Here is an 18,685-nt window from a genome sequence, read left to right as displayed (position 1 = left end):
GCGCAGCGATTGCTGCGTAAAGAAGCGTGCAGGGTAAATAATTACGGTGCGTTTCTCTGTGCTTTGAGGCAGTATGTAGCGTCGCAACAACATGTTAGCTGGGGCTTTCTGGCTTATCTGGCGTTACTTAACAGACACCGGATAAAAAGCTGGCTATGGTTAACTAACGTTTCTGCTTATCGCCTGCGGCGTTATGCCGTCTGAGGCGTTAAAATACGGAAACGGGTAACGGATACGCGTTATGTGCGTGTTCGATGAGAATGATTTCGCGGTATGGGCAGACAGGGCAGCGAAACGTTGTCTTATTCCTGCCGGTGCCAGGTTCCTAATGAAAACAGTACCAGCAGTTGTAGCTAATGAATACTGAAGCCACTCACGAAGAAAATGCACCACACACCACGGGTGAGCGTCTGCGCCTGGCCCGTGAACAACTGGGACTCAGCCAACAGGTTGTGGCGGAACGTTTATGCCTGAAGGTATCGACGGTTCGCGACATCGAAGAGGACAAAGCGCCTGCCGATTTGGCTTCCACGTTCCTGCGCGGCTATATCCGTTCTTATGCGCGTCTGGTGCACGTTCCGGAAGAAGAACTGCTGCCGATGCTCGCCAAACAGGCGCCGGTGAGAACCGCTCAGGTCGCGCCGATGCAAACCTACGCGCTTGGCAAAAGCCGTAAAAAACGTGACGGCTGGCTGATGAGTTTCACCTGGCTTGTGCTTTTTGTGGTGGTCGGCCTGACAGGCGCGTGGTGGTGGCAAAACCACAAAGCGCAGCAGGAAGAAATCAGCACCATGGCGGATCAGTCCAGCGCTGAGCTGAGCCAGAACGCGGCCAACAGCCCGCAATCCGTTCCTCTGAATACCGATAACACCGCTGACGCGTCGCAGGATCAGGCGACGCCGCCTGCCGATCTGCCGTCTGGCGATACGCAGAACACTGCGTCTAACAACCCGCAGCCGACGCCGATGCCGTCGCCAAATACGGCGAGCCAGCAGCCAGTGGTGGTGCCGCCGAGCCAGGCGAACACCGACACCGCGGCGCAGCAAACGACGACGCAGCCAGCACAAAGCCAGCTTCCGGTAGGCCAGGCCTCGACAGCGCCTGCAGCGGACGCCAACGCGCTGGTGATGAATTTCACCGCCGATTGCTGGCTTGAAGTGACTGACGCGACCGGTAAGAAATTATTCAGCGGTCTGCAACGTAAAGATACTAATCTGAATCTGTCCGGTCAGGCGCCGTACCGCCTTAAAATCGGCGCGCCGTCGGCAGTGCAGATTCAGTACCAGGGCAAACCGGTGGATTTGAGCCGTTTTATCAGAACTAACCAGGTTGCACGTCTGACCCTCAATGCCGAACAATCAGTAGCGCAGTAACAGACGGGCAATGAGGGAGATTTGTCATGCATAATGAAGCGCCCATTCAGCGTAGAAAATCGAAACGGATATACGTCGGTAACGTCCCCATCGGCGATGGCGCTCCCATCGCCGTGCAGTCGATGACCAACACCCGCACGACGGATGTCGAGGCGACGGTAAACCAAATCAAAGCGCTGGAGCGCGTGGGCGCGGATATCGTTCGCGTCTCGGTGCCAACGATGGATGCCGCCGAGGCGTTTCGTCTCATCAAGCAGCAGGTCAGTGTGCCGCTGGTCGCGGATATTCACTTCGACTACCGCATCGCGCTTAAAGTGGCGGAATACGGTGTCGACTGCCTGCGCATCAACCCCGGCAATATCGGCAATGAAGAGCGCATTCGTACCGTCGTGGATTGCGCGCGCGATAAAAACATTCCGATCCGCATCGGCGTGAACGCCGGATCGCTTGAGAAAGATCTTCAGGAAAAGTATGGCGAGCCGACGCCGCAGGCGCTGCTGGAATCCGCCATGCGCCATGTCGATCATCTCGACAGGCTGAACTTCGATCAGTTTAAAGTGAGCGTGAAAGCCTCTGACGTTTTCCTGGCGGTCGAGTCTTATCGCCTGCTGGCGAAACAGATCGATCAGCCGCTGCATCTGGGGATCACCGAGGCGGGCGGAGCCCGTGCTGGCGCGGTGAAATCCGCGATCGGTCTTGGGCTGCTGCTCTCTGAAGGGATCGGCGATACATTGCGTGTTTCGCTCGCGGCCGATCCAGTGGAAGAGATCAAAGTCGGTTTCGACATTCTGAAATCCCTGCGTATTCGCTCGCGCGGCATTAATTTTATCGCCTGTCCGACCTGTTCCCGCCAGGAGTTCGATGTTATCGGCACGGTGAACGCGCTGGAGCAGCGCCTGGAAGATATCATCACGCCGATGGATGTTTCTATCATCGGTTGCGTGGTGAATGGTCCGGGTGAAGCGCTGGTCTCCACACTTGGCGTCACCGGCGGCAACAAGAAAAGCGGCTTCTATGAAGAAGGCGTGCGCAAAGACCGCCTCGATAACGACGACATGATTACGCAACTCGAAGCGCGCATTCGCGCCAAGGCGTCAATGCTCGACGAGAGCCGTCGTATCAGCGTGCAGCAGCTGGAAAAATAACGCAAACGTGGGAAGCGGCGTGCTTCCCGTGTATGATTGAACCCGCGAACCGCCCCAGCCACACCGGAGCGGTCTGTTTCGGGTTCATTTTTTGTATAGAAAAAGAGAATAAACGTGGCAAAAAACATTCAAGCCATCCGCGGCATGAACGATTACCTGCCGGGCGATACCGCCATCTGGCAGCGCATTGAAGGCACACTCAAGCAGGTGCTCGGCAGCTACGGTTACAGCGAAATCCGTTTGCCGATTGTAGAGCAGACCCCGTTGTTCAAACGCGCTATCGGTGAAGTGACCGACGTGGTTGAAAAAGAGATGTATACCTTTGAGGACCGCAACGGCGACAGCCTGACCCTGCGTCCTGAAGGCACCGCGGGCTGCGTGCGCGCCGGCATCGAACATGGTCTGCTGTACAATCAGGAACAGCGCTTGTGGTACATCGGCCCGATGTTCCGTCACGAACGTCCGCAGAAAGGCCGCTATCGTCAGTTCCATCAGTTAGGTGCAGAAGTGTTTGGCCTGCAGGGCCCGGATATCGACGCTGAACTCATTATGCTGACGGCCCGCTGGTGGCGAGCGCTGGGCATCGCTGAGCACGTGTCGCTGGAGCTGAACTCCATCGGTTCGCTGGAAGCGCGCGCTAACTACCGCGATGCGTTGATTGCCTTCCTTGAGCAGCACGTCGATAAGCTTGATGAAGACTGCAAACGCCGCATGTATTCGAACCCGCTGCGCGTGCTCGATTCCAAAAACCCGGACGTCCAGGCGCTGTTAAACGACGCGCCGATGCTGGGCGATTATCTGGATGAAGAGTCCCGCGAACATTTCGCGGGGCTGTGCGCGTTCCTTGACGACGCCGGTATCGCTTACACCGTTAACCAGCGCCTCGTGCGCGGCCTCGACTACTACAACCGCACCGTGTTTGAGTGGGTGACCACGAGCCTCGGCTCGCAGGGGACCGTCTGCGCGGGCGGTCGTTACGATGGCCTGGTTGAGCAGTTAGGCGGACGTGCTACCCCGGCGGTGGGCTTCGCGATGGGCCTTGAGCGCCTCGTTTTACTCGTTCAGGCGGTTAATCCGGAATTTACGGCGGATCCTGTTGTCGATATATACCTGATTGCATCCGGCAACGGCGCGCAGTCGGCGGCAATGCAACTGGCCGAGCGGGTTCGCGACGCGCTGCCAGGCTGCAAGCTGATGACCAACTATGGCGGCGGCAACTTCAAGAAACAGTTCGCGCGTGCGGACAAATGGGGCGCACGCATCGCGCTGGTGCTGGGCGAGGACGAAGTCGCCAACCGTCAGGTTGTGGTGAAAGATTTGCGTTCAGGTGAGCAGCAGGCGCTTGCACAAAGCGAGCTGGCCGCGCATCTGCAGACGCTGCTGGGCTGATTTCCCGGCGACATATCGTTAAGGAGAAGGACTGCGTGGAAATTTACGAGAACGAAAACGAGCAGCTCGACGCGGTAAAGCGTTTCTTTGCTGAAAATGGCAAAGCGCTGGCGGTGGGTGTGGTATTAGGGATTGGCGCGCTCGTCGGCTGGCGTTTCTGGAACGGGTCGCAGGTCGATTCCGCCCGCGAAGCCTCGCTGCATTATCAGAATGTAATGACCGATGTGCGCGCTGACGATCCGAAAACCCTGAGCGCGGCGCAGCAGTTCGTCGCTCAGAATCAAAACACCTACGGTGCGCTGGCCGCGCTGGAACTGGCGCAGCGTTATGTGGATAAAAACGATCTCACCAACGCCGCGCAGCAGTTACAGAAGGGCCTTGAGAACACGAAGGACGAGAATCTGCGCTCGCTGATTAATCTGCGCCTGGCGCGCATTCAGATCCAGCAGAAACAGGCGGATGCCGCGCTGAAAACCCTGGAAAGCGTCAAAGGCGAAAACTGGTCGGCGATGGTGGCCGATCTGCGTGGCGATGCGCTGCTGAGCAAAGGCGATAAGCAGGGCGCGCGTGATGCCTGGAGCAAAGGGGCGGATGATAAAAATTCTCCGGCGCTTGGCGATATGATGCAGATGAAAATCAATAACTTGTCCATCTGAGAGGGACCCGATGCAATTGCGTAAATTAGTTTTGCCAGCGATGCTTTCCGTCACGCTGTTAAGCGGTTGCTCACTGTTTAGCGGTGAAGAAGACGTAGTGAAAATGTCGCCGCTGCCAACCGTTGAAAACCAGTTCTCGCCGCAAGTCGCGTGGGACACCTCCGTGGGCAGCGGAATTGGCGATTTTTATTCCAACCTGCATCCGGCGTTTCTTGATGGCAACGTCTACGCGGCTGATCGTCGCGGCACGGTGAAAGCCGTTAACTCGCAGGATGGCAAAGAAATCTGGAGCATCGATCTCTCTGAGAAAACCGGCTTCTTCTCCCGTAACCGTCCGGCGCTGCTCTCAGGCGGCCTGACTGCCGTCGGCGCGCACGTTTACGTGGGCAGCGAAAAAGCGCAGGTGTATGCGCTGAACACGTCTGACGGCTCCATCGCCTGGCAGACCAAAGTGGCGGGCGAAGCGCTTTCCCGTCCGGTAGTCAGCGACGGCCTGGTGCTTATCCATACCAGCAACGGTATGCTGCAGGCGCTGAACGAAAGCGACGGCGCGATTAAGTGGACCGTCAACCTGGATATGCCGTCACTCTCGCTGCGCGGCGAATCCGCACCGGCGTCCGCCTTTGGCGCAGCCATTGTGGGCGGCGATAACGGCCGCGTCAGCGCGGTGCTGATGCAGCGCGGCCAGATGATCTGGCAGCAGCGTATTTCGCAGGCGACAGGTGCGACCGAAATCGATCGTCTGAGCGACGTCGATACAACGCCGGTTGTTGTTAATGGCGTGGTGTATGCGCTGGCGTACAACGGCAACCTGACCGCGTTGGATCTGCGCTCCGGTCAGATTATGTGGAAACGCGAGCTGGGCTCGGTGAATGATTTCATCGTCGATGGCGGGCGTATCTACCTGGTGGACCAGAACGATAACGTGCTGGCGCTGAACGTGGAAGGCGGCGTAACGCTCTGGACACAGACGCAGCTGCTGCACCGTAATCTGACCGCGCCGGTGCTCTATAATGGATCGCTGGTGGTCGGCGACAGCGAAGGTTACCTGCACTGGATGGATACCGATAACGGCCGTTTTGTGGCTCAGCAAAAAGTGGACAGCTCCGGCTTCCAGACCGAGCCGGTCGTGGCGGATAATAAAATCCTGATCCAGGCCAAAGACGGTACGCTTTACGCGATTTCGCGTTAACAGACAGGCGTAGCACAGCTAAAACGGCTCCTGATTAGCGCAGGGGCCGTTTCCTGTTTTCTGAAGCCCGTGGATTTTCTGCGGGTTTAACAATGATTTATCAGTAATGAGGCTTTAAGAATGATACCTGTGGTCGCGCTGGTCGGGCGCCCTAACGTCGGAAAATCCACGTTGTTCAACCGTTTAACCCGCACCCGGGATGCGCTGGTAGCGGATTTCCCGGGGCTGACGCGTGACCGCAAATATGGTCGTGCCGAAGTAGAAGGACGTGAATTTATCTGTATCGATACCGGCGGTATCGACGGCTCGGAAGAGGGCGTGGAAACCCGCATGGCGGAACAGTCGCTGCTGGCGATTGAAGAAGCCGATGTGGTGCTTTTCATGGTGGATGCCCGCGCTGGCCTGATGCCGGCGGATGAGGCCATCGCCAAACATCTGCGCAGCCGCCAGAAACCGACCTTCCTGGTCGCCAACAAAACCGACGGTCTCGATCCGGATCAGGCCGTCTCGGATTTCTATTCGCTTGGCCTGGGTGAAATTCATCCGATTGCAGCTTCTCATGGCCGCGGCGTGACCTCGCTGCTGGAACACGTGCTGGTGCCGTGGATGGACGATGTCGATCCGCCGGAAGAAGTGGATGAAGAAGCCGAATACTGGGCGCAGTTTGAAGCCGAGCAGAACGGTGAACTTGTCGAAGAAGAAGAGGACGATTTCAACCCGCAGGATCTGCCGATTAAACTGGCTATCGTTGGGCGTCCGAACGTAGGTAAGTCCACACTTACCAACCGTATTCTTGGCGAAGACCGCGTCGTGGTTTTTGACATGCCGGGCACCACGCGCGACAGCATCTACATTCCGATGGAGCGCGACGGACGCGAATTCGTCCTCATCGATACCGCGGGCGTGCGTAAACGCGGCAAAATCACCGATGTGGTGGAGAAGTTCTCGGTTATCAAAACGCTGCAGGCGATTGAAGACGCCAACGTGGTGCTGCTGGTTATTGATGCGCGTGAAGGCATTTCCGATCAGGATCTCTCGCTGCTGGGCTTTATTCTCAACAGCGGCCGCTCGCTGGTTATCGTCGTCAACAAGTGGGACGGCCTGAGCCAGGAAGTGAAAGAGGAAGTAAAAGAGACGCTGGATTACCGTCTCGGCTTTATCGACTTCGCCCGCGTACACTTCATCTCCGCGCTGCACGGCAGCGGCGTTGGTAACCTGTTTGAATCGGTACGCGAAGCCTATGACAGCTCTACGCGTCGCGTCAGCACGGCGCTGCTGACACGCATTATGAAAATGGCGGAAGAAGACCATCAGCCGCCGATGGTGCGTGGCCGCCGCGTGAAGCTGAAGTATGCGCATGCGGGCGGTTATAACCCGCCGATTGTGGTGATCCACGGCACTCAGGTGAAAGACCTGCCGGATTCCTACAAACGCTATCTGATGAACTACTTCCGCAAATCTCTGGATGTGATGGGTACGCCGATTCGCATTCAGTTTAAGGAAGGCGCGAACCCGTTCGCCAACAAGCGCAACACGCTGACGCCAAACCAGTTGCGTAAGCGTAAGCGCCTGATTAAGCACATCAAGAAAAGTAAATAACCGAAGCGGGAGTCATCATGACTCCCGCTGTGTTTTCAAGGAGGTCTCACGTGGAATTACGTTGTCCGAACTGTCAGCACGAGCTTGAACAAAGCGAGCGCGGCGCGCATTGCTCTGCATGTCATCAGGATTACCTGGTCGAGGCGCGCTGCCCGGAGTGCCGTCAGCCCCTGGAAGTGCTGAAAGCGTGTGGTGCGGTGGACTATTTCTGCCGTAACGGCCACGGTCTCATTTCCCGTAAACGCGTGGAATTTACGCTACAGGCGCACTAGTCGCAGATGCAGTCTTCGCCACGCTTCCAGAGCTCGCGCAGCCCTTCCGGCGCGGCGTTTTCCGGCACCAGCAGAACGATGTCGGCGTAGCCCGCCTGATCATGCTGCGTCCAGAGGATCTGGATGCGGAAGTAGCGCTGATCGCCGCGTCCGGGCGAATCGGACTGTCCGGGCGGGAACGCCTGTGGCAGAGCCTGATGAAGAATATCGATAAGCCGTTGACGCTGCTGGGCGTTTAACTCAGCGACGGCGATACGCCGCTGACCGGCCAGGCGTGGCATATACGCCACGCCGCCTTCACGCGCCAGCTCCACGACGGCGTCATCCGTCAGATCTGGCAAATCCATCACAACACCCCTGTGGTTTTCCACGCCTGTTCAATCGCCTGCGCCACGCTGTCGCCGGAGCGTTTACGCCCATGCTCGATAGTCAGCTTCGCGAAGCTGGCGAAATCCGCATTTTGCGAAAGTGAGCGGTCACAAACCGTGTCATACCATGCATAACCGACTTTCTCCCAGGCGTACCCGCCGATGGCTGTCGCCGCGAGATAAAACGCGCGGTTAGGTATGCCGGAGTTGATATGCACGCCGCCGTTATCCTCGCGGGTTTTCACATAATCTTTCATGTGGCCGGGCTGTGGATCTTTGCCGAGCAGCGGGTCGTCATACGCGGTGCCAGGCTCTGACATCGAGCGCAGCCCTTTGCCGTTGATGCCTTCCGCCAGCAAGCCTTCGCCGATGATCCAGTCCGCCTGGTCTGCCGTCTGCTGGCGCTGATACTGTTTCACCAGCGAGCCGAAGACATCAGAAAGCGATTCATTGAGCGCGCCGGCCTGTTCGAAATAGATAAGCCCGGCTTCGGTTTCCGTCACGCCGTGGCTGAGCTCATGGCCCACCACGTCAATGGCGATAGTAAAGCGATTGAAGATTTCGCCATCGCCGTCGCCAAAGACCATCTGCTGGCCGTTCCAGAAGGCGTTCTGGTATTCCTGCCCGTAATGGACCGTACCGCTGAGCACGAGGCCTTTGTTGTCGAGCGAATCGCGCTTATACGCTTTCCAGAAGAAATCGTGCGTCACGCCCAGATAGTCGTAGGCTTCGTCCACGGCGACGTCGCCGTTGGATGGCGCGCCTTCGCGGCGCACAAGCTCGCCTGGCAGCGTTTCGCGGTTCTGCGCGTCATAGATATCGCGCTCCAGCTTGCCTTTGGCGGAGACATGCGCGGCAGCGGTCTCTTTGGGCTGATGCGCCATCAGGGTCTGGACGTGGGTGAGGGTCTGGCGCGCTTTCTGCTGCTGGGGCTCTGAGCCATGATCGATAATGCGGCGCAGGATGTACGGGGGAATAACGGTTGGATAACGTGACTGGTTCATTAGGGTCTCCTTACACGGCAAGTGCCGTTGAAAAAACCAACACTTGCAGTATAGTTCGCGACCAGTCCGGTGCTGCTGAGGTTTATCCGGTTTTCTTTTTGCGCGTTTTTTTGGCGGGCGTGATCTGGCGGACTTCGCTTTCCACCCAGCCGTCGGCAAGCCGCGTAGTCAGCGTATCGCCGGGCTGCACCTGCTTCGTCGCCTTCAGCACGTTGCCATCCTGCGCCGTGGTAACGCTGTAGCCGCGCGCCAGCGTTGCAAGCGGGCTGACGGCCTCCAGATGCGTAATAGCGTTGCCGAAACGCTCACGCGTGTGGCTCAGGCGGGCCGCGATAATCTGCCCGAGGCGATACTCCAGCTGCTGAACGCGCGCCGAGGCGCGATGCAGACGCGGCAGCGGCTGCTGCTGGTTCAGACGTTGCATCAGGCGGGTCTGACGCTGCGTCGCCTGGCGCATCCGGCTGTCCAGCGCGTTATCCATACGCTGGCGCAGGCGCATCAGCAGCGTTTGCTGGCGGGCGAGGCGCAGCTGCGGGTGCTGCTGTTCAAGACGGTGATGCAGGCGCGTAAAGCGCTGCTGGCGGTTAGCCAGCGAGTAGTCCATCGCCATTTCCAGACGCTGCTGCAAGGCCTGTACCTGGCGCAGCAGTTCAAGCTGGTTGCGGCTGACTATCTCAGCGGCGGCGGACGGCGTTGGCGCGCGCAGATCCGCGACAAAATCGGCGATAGTGACGTCAGTTTCATGGCCGACCGCGCTGACGACCGGAATGCGGCTTGCGAAAATGGCCCGCGCGACGCGCTCGTCGTTAAAGCTCCACAAATCTTCCAGCGAGCCGCCGCCGCGTCCGACGATTAACACGTCGCATTCATCACGCAGGTTAGCAAGCTCAATGGCGCGCACAATCTGGGCGGGCGCGTCGTCGCCCTGTACGGCGGTCGGGTAGATAACCACCGGCAACGACGGATCGCGACGGCGTAAGACATTCAGCACATCGTGCAGCGCCGCGCCGGTTTTCGACGTAATCACGCCCACCTGGCGCGCCGGGGAGGGCAGCGGCTTTTTCAGCGCCGGATCGAACAACCCTTCGGCGGCGAGCTGCTGCTTAAGCTGTTCATAGCGCTGTTGAAGCAAGCCTTCACCGGCAGGCTGCATGCTTTCGACGATGATTTGATAGTCGCCGCGCGGCTCGTAGAGCGTGATATTGGCGCGCACCAGCACCTGCTGGCCATGTTGGGGGCGGAACGTCACGCGGCGATTGCTGTTGCGGAACATCGCACAGCGCACCTGGGCGGTGTCGTCTTTGAGCGTAAAGTACCAGTGACCGGACGCGGGCTGAGTGAAGTTGGAGATTTCGCCGCTGATCCAAACCTGGCCCATCTCCTGCTCAAGCAGCAGACGCACGCTCTGGTTAAGGCGGCTGACGGTAAAAATTGAGGGTGTCTGAGTAAGCGGCATGTGAGCTGGATCAAATTTTAAATCAGCGGGTTATTCAATCGATAGTAACCTGCATGCAGACCAGCGTAACCTTTTTTCGCAAAAAAATGTAGAAGCAATCGGTTACGCTCTGTATAATGCCGCGGCAATATTTTATCTGTTCTCATTCACCCCAGGTTGAGATATTGCCCATGCTACGTATCGCTAAAGAAGCACTGACGTTTGACGACGTCCTCCTCGTTCCCGCTCACTCTACCGTTCTGCCGAACACCGCAGATCTCAGCACGCAACTGACCAAAACCATCCGCCTGAACATCCCGATGCTTTCAGCGGCGATGGATACCGTCACGGAAGCGCGTCTGGCGATTGCCCTGGCGCAGGAAGGCGGCATCGGCTTTATCCACAAAAACATGTCTATCGAGCGCCAGGCGGAAGAAGTTCGCCGCGTGAAAAAACATGAATCCGGCGTCGTGACCGACCCGCAGACTGTTCTGCCGACCACCACCCTGCGTGAAGTGAAAGAATTGACCGAGCGCAACGGCTTCGCAGGCTACCCGGTTGTGACTGAAGAGAACGAACTGGTCGGTATCATCACCGGGCGCGACGTGCGCTTTGTAACCGATCTGAACCAGCCGGTCAGCGTTTACATGACGCCGAAAGCGCGTCTGGTGACCGTTCGCGAAGGCGAATCCCGCGACGTCGTGCTGGCGAAAATGCACGAAAAACGCGTTGAGAAAGCGCTGGTCGTGGATGAGAGCTTCCACCTGCGCGGCATGATCACCGTAAAAGATTTCCAGAAAGCCGAACGTAAACCGAACGCCTGTAAAGACGAGCAGGGCCGTCTGCGCGTCGGTGCGGCGGTGGGCGCGGGTGCCGGTAACGAAGAGCGTGTTGACGCGCTGGTTGCCGCAGGCGTTGACGTGCTGCTGATTGACTCTTCTCACGGCCACTCCGAAGGCGTGCTGCAACGCATTCGCGAAACCCGCGCGAAATACCCGGATCTGCAAATCATCGGCGGTAACGTCGCAACGGCCGCCGGCGCGAAAGCCCTGGCGGACGCAGGCGTCAGTGCGGTGAAAGTGGGCATCGGTCCTGGTTCTATCTGTACCACCCGTATCGTAACCGGCGTGGGCGTACCGCAGATCACCGCCGTGGCGGACGCGGTAGAAGCGCTGGAAGGCACCGGTATTCCGGTAATCGCTGACGGCGGCATTCGTTTCTCCGGTGATATCGCCAAAGCGATCGCGGCGGGCGCAAGCGTCGTGATGGTCGGCTCTATGCTGGCTGGCACGGATGAATCCCCGGGCGAAATCGAACTCTACCAGGGCCGCGCATATAAATCCTATCGTGGCATGGGCTCGCTCGGCGCGATGTCCAAAGGCTCTTCCGACCGCTATTTCCAGACCGATAACGCCGCTGACAAGCTGGTGCCGGAAGGCATCGAAGGCCGCGTTGCGTATAAAGGCCGTCTGAAAGAAATTATCCACCAGCAGATGGGCGGCCTGCGCTCCTGCATGGGCCTGACCGGCTGCGCCACGATCGACGAGCTGCGTACCAAAGCGGAATTTGTGCGCATCAGCGGCGCGGGCATTCAGGAAAGCCACGTTCACGATGTGACCATCACCAAAGAGTCTCCGAACTACCGTATGGGGTCTTAATTTTCTTCGCCCGGCGTTCGCGCCGGGCGTTTACTTTGTATCAGCTACTTTCTGGAAAACGCGTCAATGACGGACAACATTCATAAGCATCGTATCCTTATCCTCGACTTCGGTTCTCAGTACACCCAACTGGTGGCGCGCCGCGTGCGTGAGCTGGGCGTTTACTGTGAACTGTGGGCCTGGGACGTGACGGAAGAGCAAATCCGCGGCTTTAATCCTAACGGGATTATCCTTTCCGGCGGCCCGGAGAGCACCACCGAAGAAAACAGCCCGCGCGCGCCGGAATATGTCTTTAACGCCGGTGTGCCGGTGCTTGGCGTTTGCTACGGTATGCAGACCATGGCGATGCAGCTGGGCGGCCATGTGGAAGGTTCTAACGAGCGTGAATTCGGTTATGCGCAGGTAGAAGTTAAAACCGACAGCGCGCTGGTGCGTGGTATTGAAGATGCGCTGAGCGCCGACGGCAACCCGCTGCTGGATGTCTGGATGAGCCACGGCGATAAAGTAACCGCCATTCCGTCTGATTTCGTGACCGTCGCCAGCACCGAAACCTGTCCGTTCGCGATCATGGCGAACGAAGAGAAGCGTTTCTACGGCGTGCAGTTCCACCCGGAAGTGACCCACACCCGTCAGGGCCTGCGTATGCTGGAGCGCTTCGTGCGCGACATCTGCGAGTGCGAAGCGCTGTGGACGCCGGCGAAAATCATCGACGACGCGGTTGAACGCATTCGTCAGCAGGTGGGTAACGATCGCGTGATCCTGGGCCTCTCCGGCGGCGTGGACTCCTCCGTCACCGCCATGCTGCTGCACCGTGCGATTGGCGACCGTCTGACCTGCGTGTTCGTTGATAACGGCCTGCTGCGCCTGAACGAAGCCGAGCAGGTGATGGATATGTTTGGCGACCATTTTGGTCTTAACATCGTTCACGTCCCGGCGGAAGCGCGCTTCCTCGACGCGCTGGCGGGCATCGACGAGCCGGAAGCCAAGCGTAAAACCATTGGTCGTGTTTTCGTGGAAGTGTTCGACGAAGAAGCGCTGAAACTGGAAGATGTGAAGTGGCTGGCGCAGGGCACTATCTACCCGGATGTGATTGAATCTGCGGCGTCTGCCACCGGCAAAGCGCACGTGATCAAATCTCACCACAACGTGGGCGGCCTGCCGAAAGAGATGAAAATGGGCCTCGTCGAGCCGCTCAAAGAGCTGTTTAAAGACGAAGTGCGCAAGATTGGTCTGGAGCTGGGTCTGCCGTATGACATGCTCTATCGCCACCCGTTCCCGGGGCCGGGCCTCGGTGTGCGCGTGCTGGGCGAAGTGAAAAAAGAGTACTGCGACCTGCTGCGCCGCGCCGACGCTATCTTTATCGAAGAGCTGCGCCGTGCGGATCTGTACGACAAAGTGAGCCAGGCATTCGCGGTGTTCCTGCCGGTGCGCTCTGTCGGTGTCATGGGCGATGGCCGCAAGTATGACTGGGTCGTCTCACTGCGTGCGGTCGAAACCATCGACTTTATGACCGCTCACTGGGCGCATCTGCCATACGATTTCCTGGGCCGCGTTTCCAACCGTATTATCAATGAAATCAACGGCATTTCCCGTGTGGTTTATGATATCAGCGGTAAACCGCCCGCGACGATTGAGTGGGAATAAGTCTCATTTGAAACCATGCTGTACCACTATGTAAAGCCCGCATAATGCGGGCTTTTTTTCGCGTGCGCTGATGACTCCGGGAGAAATGTTAATACCGTGCCGGTTTGTCAGTGAGTACGCCATCATGAAAAGACGGTGTTGCTCCGGCGCAACGATTGGCCTGTGAATGGCATCGTAACGGCTTAATGATACGCGCGGCTGCATTCCATCTCAGAGCCCGTCAACGCAGCACCCGGAAAGTCTCACGTATATGCCCGGCGAGAGTAGTCGGGTTTTCCATCGCGGCGAAGTGACCGCCACGTTCAGCTTCTGCGAAAAATTGCAGGTCGGCGAAACGCGCCTGTGCCCAGCGCCGGGAGAGGCGTAGTAATTCGCCGGGAAACATGCTCACACCTGCCGGAACAGACATGACCGGGGCAGGGCCTTGCCGTTGCATCTCGTTTCTTCCTTCCCAATAGAAACGAACGGAGCTTGGTCCGGCATTCGGCAACCAATAGAGCATAACGTCATCAATCAGGGCGTTGATGTCGATGACCTGCTCAGGTTCTCCTGCGCTGTCGGACGCGTCCTGAAAGAGGGCGTATATCCATGCGGCCAGGCCAACGGGGGAGTCTGACAGGGCAAAGCCTATCGACTGGGGACGGGTACTTTGCACCTTCATATAGCCCGAAAGCTCACGCTCGTAGCGTTGAGCATCAGCCAACATGCGCTGCTCTTCAGGTGTGGCCTGTGCGATTTCATCCTGGGTTGGCTGGTACATCACCATATTCAGATGAATACCCACAAGACCCGGCGGACGCATATGCCCAAGTGCAGTGGTGACGGCTGCGCCCCAGTCCCCCCCCTGGGCGGCCCAACGCTGACCGTATCCCAAACGTTCCATGAGCTGTGCCCAGGCTCTGGCTGTTTTAGCTACGCCCCAGCCAGGTGAAGAGGGTTTATCACTAAAACCAAAACCCGGAAGCGAAGGGATAACTAAATGAAACGCATCGCAGGCTTGTCCGCCATAGGCTGTCGGGTTGGTAAGCGGTCCTGTCATCGCCCTGAATTCAAGAATGGAGCCCGGCCAGCCATGCGTCATCAACAAGGGAAGGGCGTCGGGGTGCGGGGAGCGAATATGCAGAAAGTGTATGCCGAGGCCGTCGATTTCGGTTCGGCTGCTGTTCCACTCATTCAGTTGGGTTTCAGTGATGCGCCAGTCATACGCATTTTGCCAGTGTTCAACCAGAGCGCGAAGCCGTTGGAGTTGTGGCCCCTGGCTATGGTCGGATACGGTTTGCGGATCAGGCCACCGGGTTTGCGCCAGACGTTCAGCCAGGTCATCAAGCTGTGCCTGCGGAACGTGAATAGGGAAGGACTCGACAGAATGGGGCATCGTTTAATTCCTTGCGTAAGTATGGGCCAACGTGTCGTTGAAATGCCGCGCCAGGCTGCGCAACAGGCGCATCGCCTTCAGGTAACGCCAGAAATCCGCCATTCAGAATAGTAGTGACAGCAATGTCGACCGTATTAAGCCTGGCGGCAACAGCGCGGCTCAAAGCCTGCGGATCGTCCTGTAAAACAGCTTTAATCGTAATGCGTCTGTATGTCTGACTTGTGAACCTGGAGGGCTCTGTATGCGCGTAAGCGGCAGAGATCCCGATCCCTTTTCGCGCCCGCGATAGCGATGTGTAACGCAGTTGAACGACCCACCAACTTCCTGATGTAACGGGTGAAATGCCAGTTCTCATAGTGAGAAAACGGGACACCGAGCTCGGTTAACGAATAAACAACACCCGGTAAGTTGTAGACCATGATGGTGGCTGCGTCCAAAACCCAAAGTGATAATCAACAAGGCGCAAGTGGTGGATAGATCGTACGGCACATAGGCCAGATGCGAGAAATATCGTCTGGACGCTCGCTCTCTATTGTTGTCAGAAGCAGAGACTAACGCGAGGAGAACGCGCAATGGCACCAGTCAATCCCGACAAAATATTTCCATAGTAAACGTTAATGATATTATTTTGATGCCGTGTATTAAGCCTGTAAAAGAGCGCGGACGACATTTATTCAGTTAAATAATCGCTCTTTTACGCAGTCACTGCTTATATCTCAAAGGCGAACCTTCCACATCCCGGAAAAGGTCATTATGGAAGCCAACCCGTAAAAATCAGAATAATTTTCTTTAATTCATCATCAGTGGGTAATGGTGTGGACGTTGATTGTGAATCTTGCAACCCGGCCTGTAGCCTCGCCATTGTTTCCCTGCCCAGTTCCGGGAGCGTGTCATTACGTCGTAAGCTATCACACAGCCGTATTGCGCTGTCATATATCACATCGTAGTGACGTTTCTGATCTTCCATGAGTTGAATTTCAAAAGCACGAATGCTGTCGGCAACGAGGTTATCATCAAGCTGCTGTTTGACACGTAACTCCGTCTGGTAGAGGAATATCAGGTGTGCACGCAGGCAGTGGCTGCGCAGTTGAATGTGCGGCATTTTGTCAGTCAGCCAGTCCGTCGAATCATTCGTAAGAGATGGAAATCGGCGTAAATATTCAAGCGCTTGTAAGTGGTAGAGTCCAACATAAATTGCGCGTAGTACTTTTATGAGATCATCACCGTCATTGAGGCCTTCCATCAGTACAAAATCTGAGGCGAAGACGTCACAAAACACTTCTTCTTCAGTTTGGGGCTGAGCTAATGAGGACAGCTGTGCTTGTCTGTAATACCGCCCTTCCTCAGATTCATATTCAAGCCTGAGATCGCGAATAGCAGCTTTGAGATTCTGGTGATGCCGCGCTGCAGAAGGCGCTTTGCGCATCGACCGAAGGATCGTCTTAAGCGGTCTTCGCGTTACCTGAGCCTGATGCTGAATAAGGAATTGCACATGCTCGCGTATAACCGGCATGAGCGCAGGATTTGAAAAAATACGATGCCCGAACTCGTGATAAAGCAAGAATCGCTCGTGGGTTTTCGTTAACACGTTGCGCCAGGTGTAGTCTGAAGATCTGGAACGTAATACTTCACGCGAGGAGTGATACGCCGCAGCACAATGTAACGCATTAGCTAACTGTCCAGCATCAACAAGTCGCTCTGCCAATACTTTGTGAAAGTAGACAAGCGATGGATGGGCATCCTCCGCCTCAATGAAAAGCCTGTTCAGCATATTCATCGTTTGACCCAGATACTGATCGTAAATCAACCAGACCATGCCGGATATGGTGATGTGTTCAACCCTGCGTGACGATGAATACACGACCTTGACATCAAGAGGCAACCCCAATTGCTCTGCTATAGACTTCAGGCGCAGTATTGTTGTTTCATATAATTCGGGGTTAGCCCTTACTGTGTCGTTGAGACGCGTAGCTGAGATGAGACGGTCAATCGGCGACGTTTTATTCATCGGCTATTTGCGGGGCTGGTTGTCAACTTTACTGTTGAGGATATCCATAAGCGTTTTTTCGCTCACCCCGCTGATCTCAGTACCATCCACAATGACGCGTACATGTTTCCTGGCGGCAATCTGTGCCAGGACAATTTTGACGATACCGTTGATCACCAATGGGCCCAGCGTCATCACCGCCGTAAAAAGTTGAACACCATCAATACCCTGGTGCTCTGAAGAAAAACCATCAGCATCTTTGCTAAGTGTTTCTAATTCTTCCAAAACCTGCACATCGGACACCTCAATCGCAATTTCAGCCATTCTCTTCCTCATGAAAAATGTTATGCAAGTTAAAAGTCAGCCATGGGGTTAATTACACGCTGAGTCATGGCATGGAGGTGCGCGAAGGAGTGCGCAGTAGCAGATAAGACTATAGGGTTTATCTTATAGACTGCAATCTACATAGATCAGGAGGGGGGAGTACATTGCAATACGCCGACTCTTGTGCATAGAAAGGTAGATTAACTTTTATCTGGTATAATTTTCTCATGTTATCAAAAACTATTTTGTGCAAGGAAAAGTTAATGACGGATTATTTCGTGGTGGATAATCGCAAATAATACCTCGCCCCTGCCATAGAGCGGATAGACGATATTGAGTTGAGGCTGATTCAGAATTTATGAGACCGTTTTAAGACGTTTATTTGAAGAAATAACCAATGTTATCAGGCGAGTACATCTAAATTTCAACGAGCATGCTTCTGATTTTATACGAGCATATTTTCATTATCTTCCTCGTCATGCATTTCCCGCAGAGACTCAGACATTCTTATCGGGAGATAATCCCGGCATGAGCGAATATCAGGATAAATATCGGCGGATTGCCACGACTGCAATACCATCCGTCTTCGGCTCTGCACTGCATGTGCGATTAAACGTTATTGCCGGGGTTATTTTACCCGTCACTACTCATCCGTTCATCAGCGCTTATTACGCCGCGGTTTTCAGAATATCCGAAACGCCCGTTAATCATCGATCGCGGGCGTTTTCTGGCGTCGCAAGGGAAGCTTAAGACACTAGCGCTGCTGCTGTTGTTGCGAGGAGGCGTCGAGAGGCATGCTGATTTGCTGGGCCTGGACTTTATCCTGGTGGTGATACCACGCGCCGATGGCGGAGTAGATAAAGCGACCAAAGAAGAAAAGAAAACTGATAAGCAGTACAATACGGGTCATTCGACCGTTGAATCTGTCCCGTCTTCGTATGCTGGTGGCCTGTGACACGCCTTTACCCTTCAGGTTTACCCGTCAACTGCGGGCGACGTAAATATTAAGGCACAGCGAGCCGAAGAGGTCAATTATTCATCATGTAAATTTCCGTACGAATCTGCCGGGGCTGATTTTTATCAATGGATTTAAGCATTTGATGCATAACGCGATAAGAGTCTTTTTCTGCAAATGCCGGTTCGCGTATGGTGCAGTTGCATTACTTGATGTATATCAAAAGAAAGCGGTTTCCTGTGGCTAAGATTGGCTAACCGCGCCGCGTCCGGCTCAGGTCTGTCGCGCTTCTCAACAGCCAGGTCGGAT

17 protein-coding genes are annotated in these 18,685 nt (G+C 56.0%); 10 read left to right on the top strand and 7 right to left on the bottom strand.

All coding sequences use genetic code 11. The annotated features are described in order from the left end of the window. Window positions 1-356 precede the first annotated feature (356 nt). The 7 genes from rodZ to G9X48_RS19065 all read left to right on the top strand — a co-directional run bounded on the left by rodZ (window position 357) and on the right by G9X48_RS19065 (window position 7,626). On the top strand, window positions 357-1,373 hold the full coding sequence (rodZ, locus tag G9X48_RS19095; RefSeq protein WP_032988746.1) for a cytoskeleton protein RodZ: 1,017 nt from the start codon (window positions 357-359) through the stop codon (window positions 1,371-1,373). A 26-nt stretch (window positions 1,374-1,399) separates the two neighbouring features. Then, on the top strand, window positions 1,400-2,518 hold the full coding sequence (gene ispG / locus G9X48_RS19090; protein ID WP_004386976.1) for a flavodoxin-dependent (E)-4-hydroxy-3-methylbut-2-enyl-diphosphate synthase: 1,119 nt from the start codon (window positions 1,400-1,402) through the stop codon (window positions 2,516-2,518). A 114-nt stretch (window positions 2,519-2,632) separates the two neighbouring features. Next, window positions 2,633-3,907 carry a histidine--tRNA ligase gene (gene hisS / locus G9X48_RS19085; RefSeq protein WP_007869985.1) on the top strand — a complete coding sequence of 425 codons (1,275 nt, stop codon included), beginning with the start codon at window positions 2,633-2,635 and terminating at the stop codon, window positions 3,905-3,907. Between the two features lie 35 nt (window positions 3,908-3,942). Next, complete coding sequence (locus G9X48_RS19080; protein WP_004386978.1) at window positions 3,943-4,563, top strand: YfgM family protein; 621 nt, start codon at window positions 3,943-3,945, stop codon at window positions 4,561-4,563. Between the two features lie 10 nt (window positions 4,564-4,573). Further along, on the top strand, window positions 4,574-5,755 hold the full coding sequence (gene bamB, locus G9X48_RS19075; RefSeq protein ID WP_007869979.1) for an outer membrane protein assembly factor BamB: 1,182 nt from the start codon (window positions 4,574-4,576) through the stop codon (window positions 5,753-5,755). A 120-nt stretch (window positions 5,756-5,875) separates the two neighbouring features. Continuing rightward, entirely contained in the window at window positions 5,876-7,354 is a 1,479-nt protein-coding gene (der, locus tag G9X48_RS19070) for a ribosome biogenesis GTPase Der (protein WP_004386980.1), read from the top strand. Window positions 7,355-7,404: 50 nt separating this feature from the next. Next, complete coding sequence (locus G9X48_RS19065) at window positions 7,405-7,626, top strand: zinc ribbon domain-containing protein (RefSeq protein ID WP_097641442.1); 222 nt, start codon at window positions 7,405-7,407, stop codon at window positions 7,624-7,626. On the opposite strand, the gene G9X48_RS19060 is transcribed toward G9X48_RS19065, so the two are convergent. From G9X48_RS19060 to xseA, 3 genes are all read right to left on the bottom strand, one after another. Next, window positions 7,623-7,973, bottom strand: coding sequence for a protealysin inhibitor emfourin (locus tag G9X48_RS19060; protein WP_004386982.1), 351 nt, complete (start codon window positions 7,971-7,973; stop codon window positions 7,623-7,625). The genes G9X48_RS19065 and G9X48_RS19060 overlap by 4 nt on opposite strands. After that, window positions 7,973-8,998 (bottom strand): M4 family metallopeptidase, encoded by a 1,026-nt coding sequence (locus tag G9X48_RS19055; RefSeq protein WP_038879814.1) that lies wholly within the window; start codon window positions 8,996-8,998, stop codon window positions 7,973-7,975. The genes G9X48_RS19060 and G9X48_RS19055 overlap by 1 nt, the downstream gene beginning before the upstream one ends. A gap of 82 nt (window positions 8,999-9,080) precedes the next feature. Continuing rightward, window positions 9,081-10,454 (bottom strand): exodeoxyribonuclease VII large subunit, encoded by a 1,374-nt coding sequence (xseA, locus tag G9X48_RS19050; protein ID WP_097641441.1) that lies wholly within the window; start codon window positions 10,452-10,454, stop codon window positions 9,081-9,083. Window positions 10,455-10,624: 170 nt separating this feature from the next. Here xseA and guaB point away from each other — a divergent pair, with 170 nt between their 5' ends. Together guaB and guaA are read left to right on the top strand one after the other, a co-directional pair. Then, on the top strand, window positions 10,625-12,091 hold the full coding sequence (gene guaB, locus G9X48_RS19045; protein ID WP_004386985.1) for an IMP dehydrogenase: 1,467 nt from the start codon (window positions 10,625-10,627) through the stop codon (window positions 12,089-12,091). A gap of 66 nt (window positions 12,092-12,157) precedes the next feature. Beyond that, complete coding sequence (guaA, locus tag G9X48_RS19040) at window positions 12,158-13,735, top strand: glutamine-hydrolyzing GMP synthase (protein WP_007897290.1); 1,578 nt, start codon at window positions 12,158-12,160, stop codon at window positions 13,733-13,735. A gap of 220 nt (window positions 13,736-13,955) precedes the next feature. Here guaA and G9X48_RS19035 read toward each other — a convergent pair whose 3' ends face one another. The 3 genes from G9X48_RS19035 to G9X48_RS19025 form a co-directional block, all read right to left on the bottom strand. Continuing rightward, window positions 13,956-15,110 (bottom strand): epoxide hydrolase family protein, encoded by a 1,155-nt coding sequence (locus G9X48_RS19035; protein WP_097641440.1) that lies wholly within the window; start codon window positions 15,108-15,110, stop codon window positions 13,956-13,958. A 751-nt stretch (window positions 15,111-15,861) separates the two neighbouring features. Further along, complete coding sequence (locus tag G9X48_RS19030) at window positions 15,862-17,118, bottom strand: hypothetical protein (RefSeq protein WP_069683061.1); 1,257 nt, start codon at window positions 17,116-17,118, stop codon at window positions 15,862-15,864. Between the two features lie 3 nt (window positions 17,119-17,121). Further along, complete coding sequence (locus G9X48_RS19025) at window positions 17,122-17,421, bottom strand: hypothetical protein (protein WP_014728310.1); 300 nt, start codon at window positions 17,419-17,421, stop codon at window positions 17,122-17,124. 528 nt (window positions 17,422-17,949) lie between these two features. Between G9X48_RS19025 and G9X48_RS19020 the strand changes: the two genes are divergently transcribed. Continuing rightward, complete coding sequence (locus G9X48_RS19020; RefSeq protein ID WP_129560312.1) at window positions 17,950-18,171, top strand: hypothetical protein; 222 nt, start codon at window positions 17,950-17,952, stop codon at window positions 18,169-18,171. Window positions 18,172-18,175: 4 nt separating this feature from the next. Here the strand turns inward: G9X48_RS19020 and G9X48_RS19015 are convergent, their stop codons facing one another. Then, window positions 18,176-18,379, bottom strand: coding sequence for a YfgG family protein (locus G9X48_RS19015; RefSeq protein ID WP_004386987.1), 204 nt, complete (start codon window positions 18,377-18,379; stop codon window positions 18,176-18,178). Window positions 18,380-18,685 lie beyond the last annotated feature (306 nt).

It is taken from the genome of Cronobacter sp. HA18006 (assembly GCF_011605445.1).
Lineage (GTDB): Bacteria > Pseudomonadota > Gammaproteobacteria > Enterobacterales > Enterobacteriaceae > Cronobacter > Cronobacter sakazakii.
Note: the sequence above shows the minus strand (reverse complement) of the source record. Positions and strands in the feature narration are given on the sequence as shown.

Coding starts and splice junctions, on each gene's coding strand:
- rodZ (WP_032988746.1), top strand. CDS start 357: ATGAATACTGAAGCCACTCACGAAGAAAATGCACCACACACCACGGGT.
- der (WP_004386980.1), top strand. CDS start 5,876: ATGATACCTGTGGTCGCGCTGGTCGGGCGCCCTAACGTCGGAAAATCC.
- G9X48_RS19025 (WP_014728310.1), bottom strand. CDS start 17,421: ATGGCTGAAATTGCGATTGAGGTGTCCGATGTGCAGGTTTTGGAAGAA.
- G9X48_RS19020 (WP_129560312.1), top strand. CDS start 17,950: ATGAGCGAATATCAGGATAAATATCGGCGGATTGCCACGACTGCAATA.
- ispG (WP_004386976.1), top strand. CDS start 1,400: ATGCATAATGAAGCGCCCATTCAGCGTAGAAAATCGAAACGGATATAC.
- guaB (WP_004386985.1), top strand. CDS start 10,625: ATGCTACGTATCGCTAAAGAAGCACTGACGTTTGACGACGTCCTCCTC.
- G9X48_RS19030 (WP_069683061.1), bottom strand. CDS start 17,118: ATGAATAAAACGTCGCCGATTGACCGTCTCATCTCAGCTACGCGTCTC.
- G9X48_RS19055 (WP_038879814.1), bottom strand. CDS start 8,998: ATGAACCAGTCACGTTATCCAACCGTTATTCCCCCGTACATCCTGCGC.
- G9X48_RS19060 (WP_004386982.1), bottom strand. CDS start 7,973: ATGGATTTGCCAGATCTGACGGATGACGCCGTCGTGGAGCTGGCGCGT.
- xseA (WP_097641441.1), bottom strand. CDS start 10,454: ATGCCGCTTACTCAGACACCCTCAATTTTTACCGTCAGCCGCCTTAAC.
- bamB (WP_007869979.1), top strand. CDS start 4,574: ATGCAATTGCGTAAATTAGTTTTGCCAGCGATGCTTTCCGTCACGCTG.
- guaA (WP_007897290.1), top strand. CDS start 12,158: ATGACGGACAACATTCATAAGCATCGTATCCTTATCCTCGACTTCGGT.
- G9X48_RS19035 (WP_097641440.1), bottom strand. CDS start 15,110: ATGCCCCATTCTGTCGAGTCCTTCCCTATTCACGTTCCGCAGGCACAG.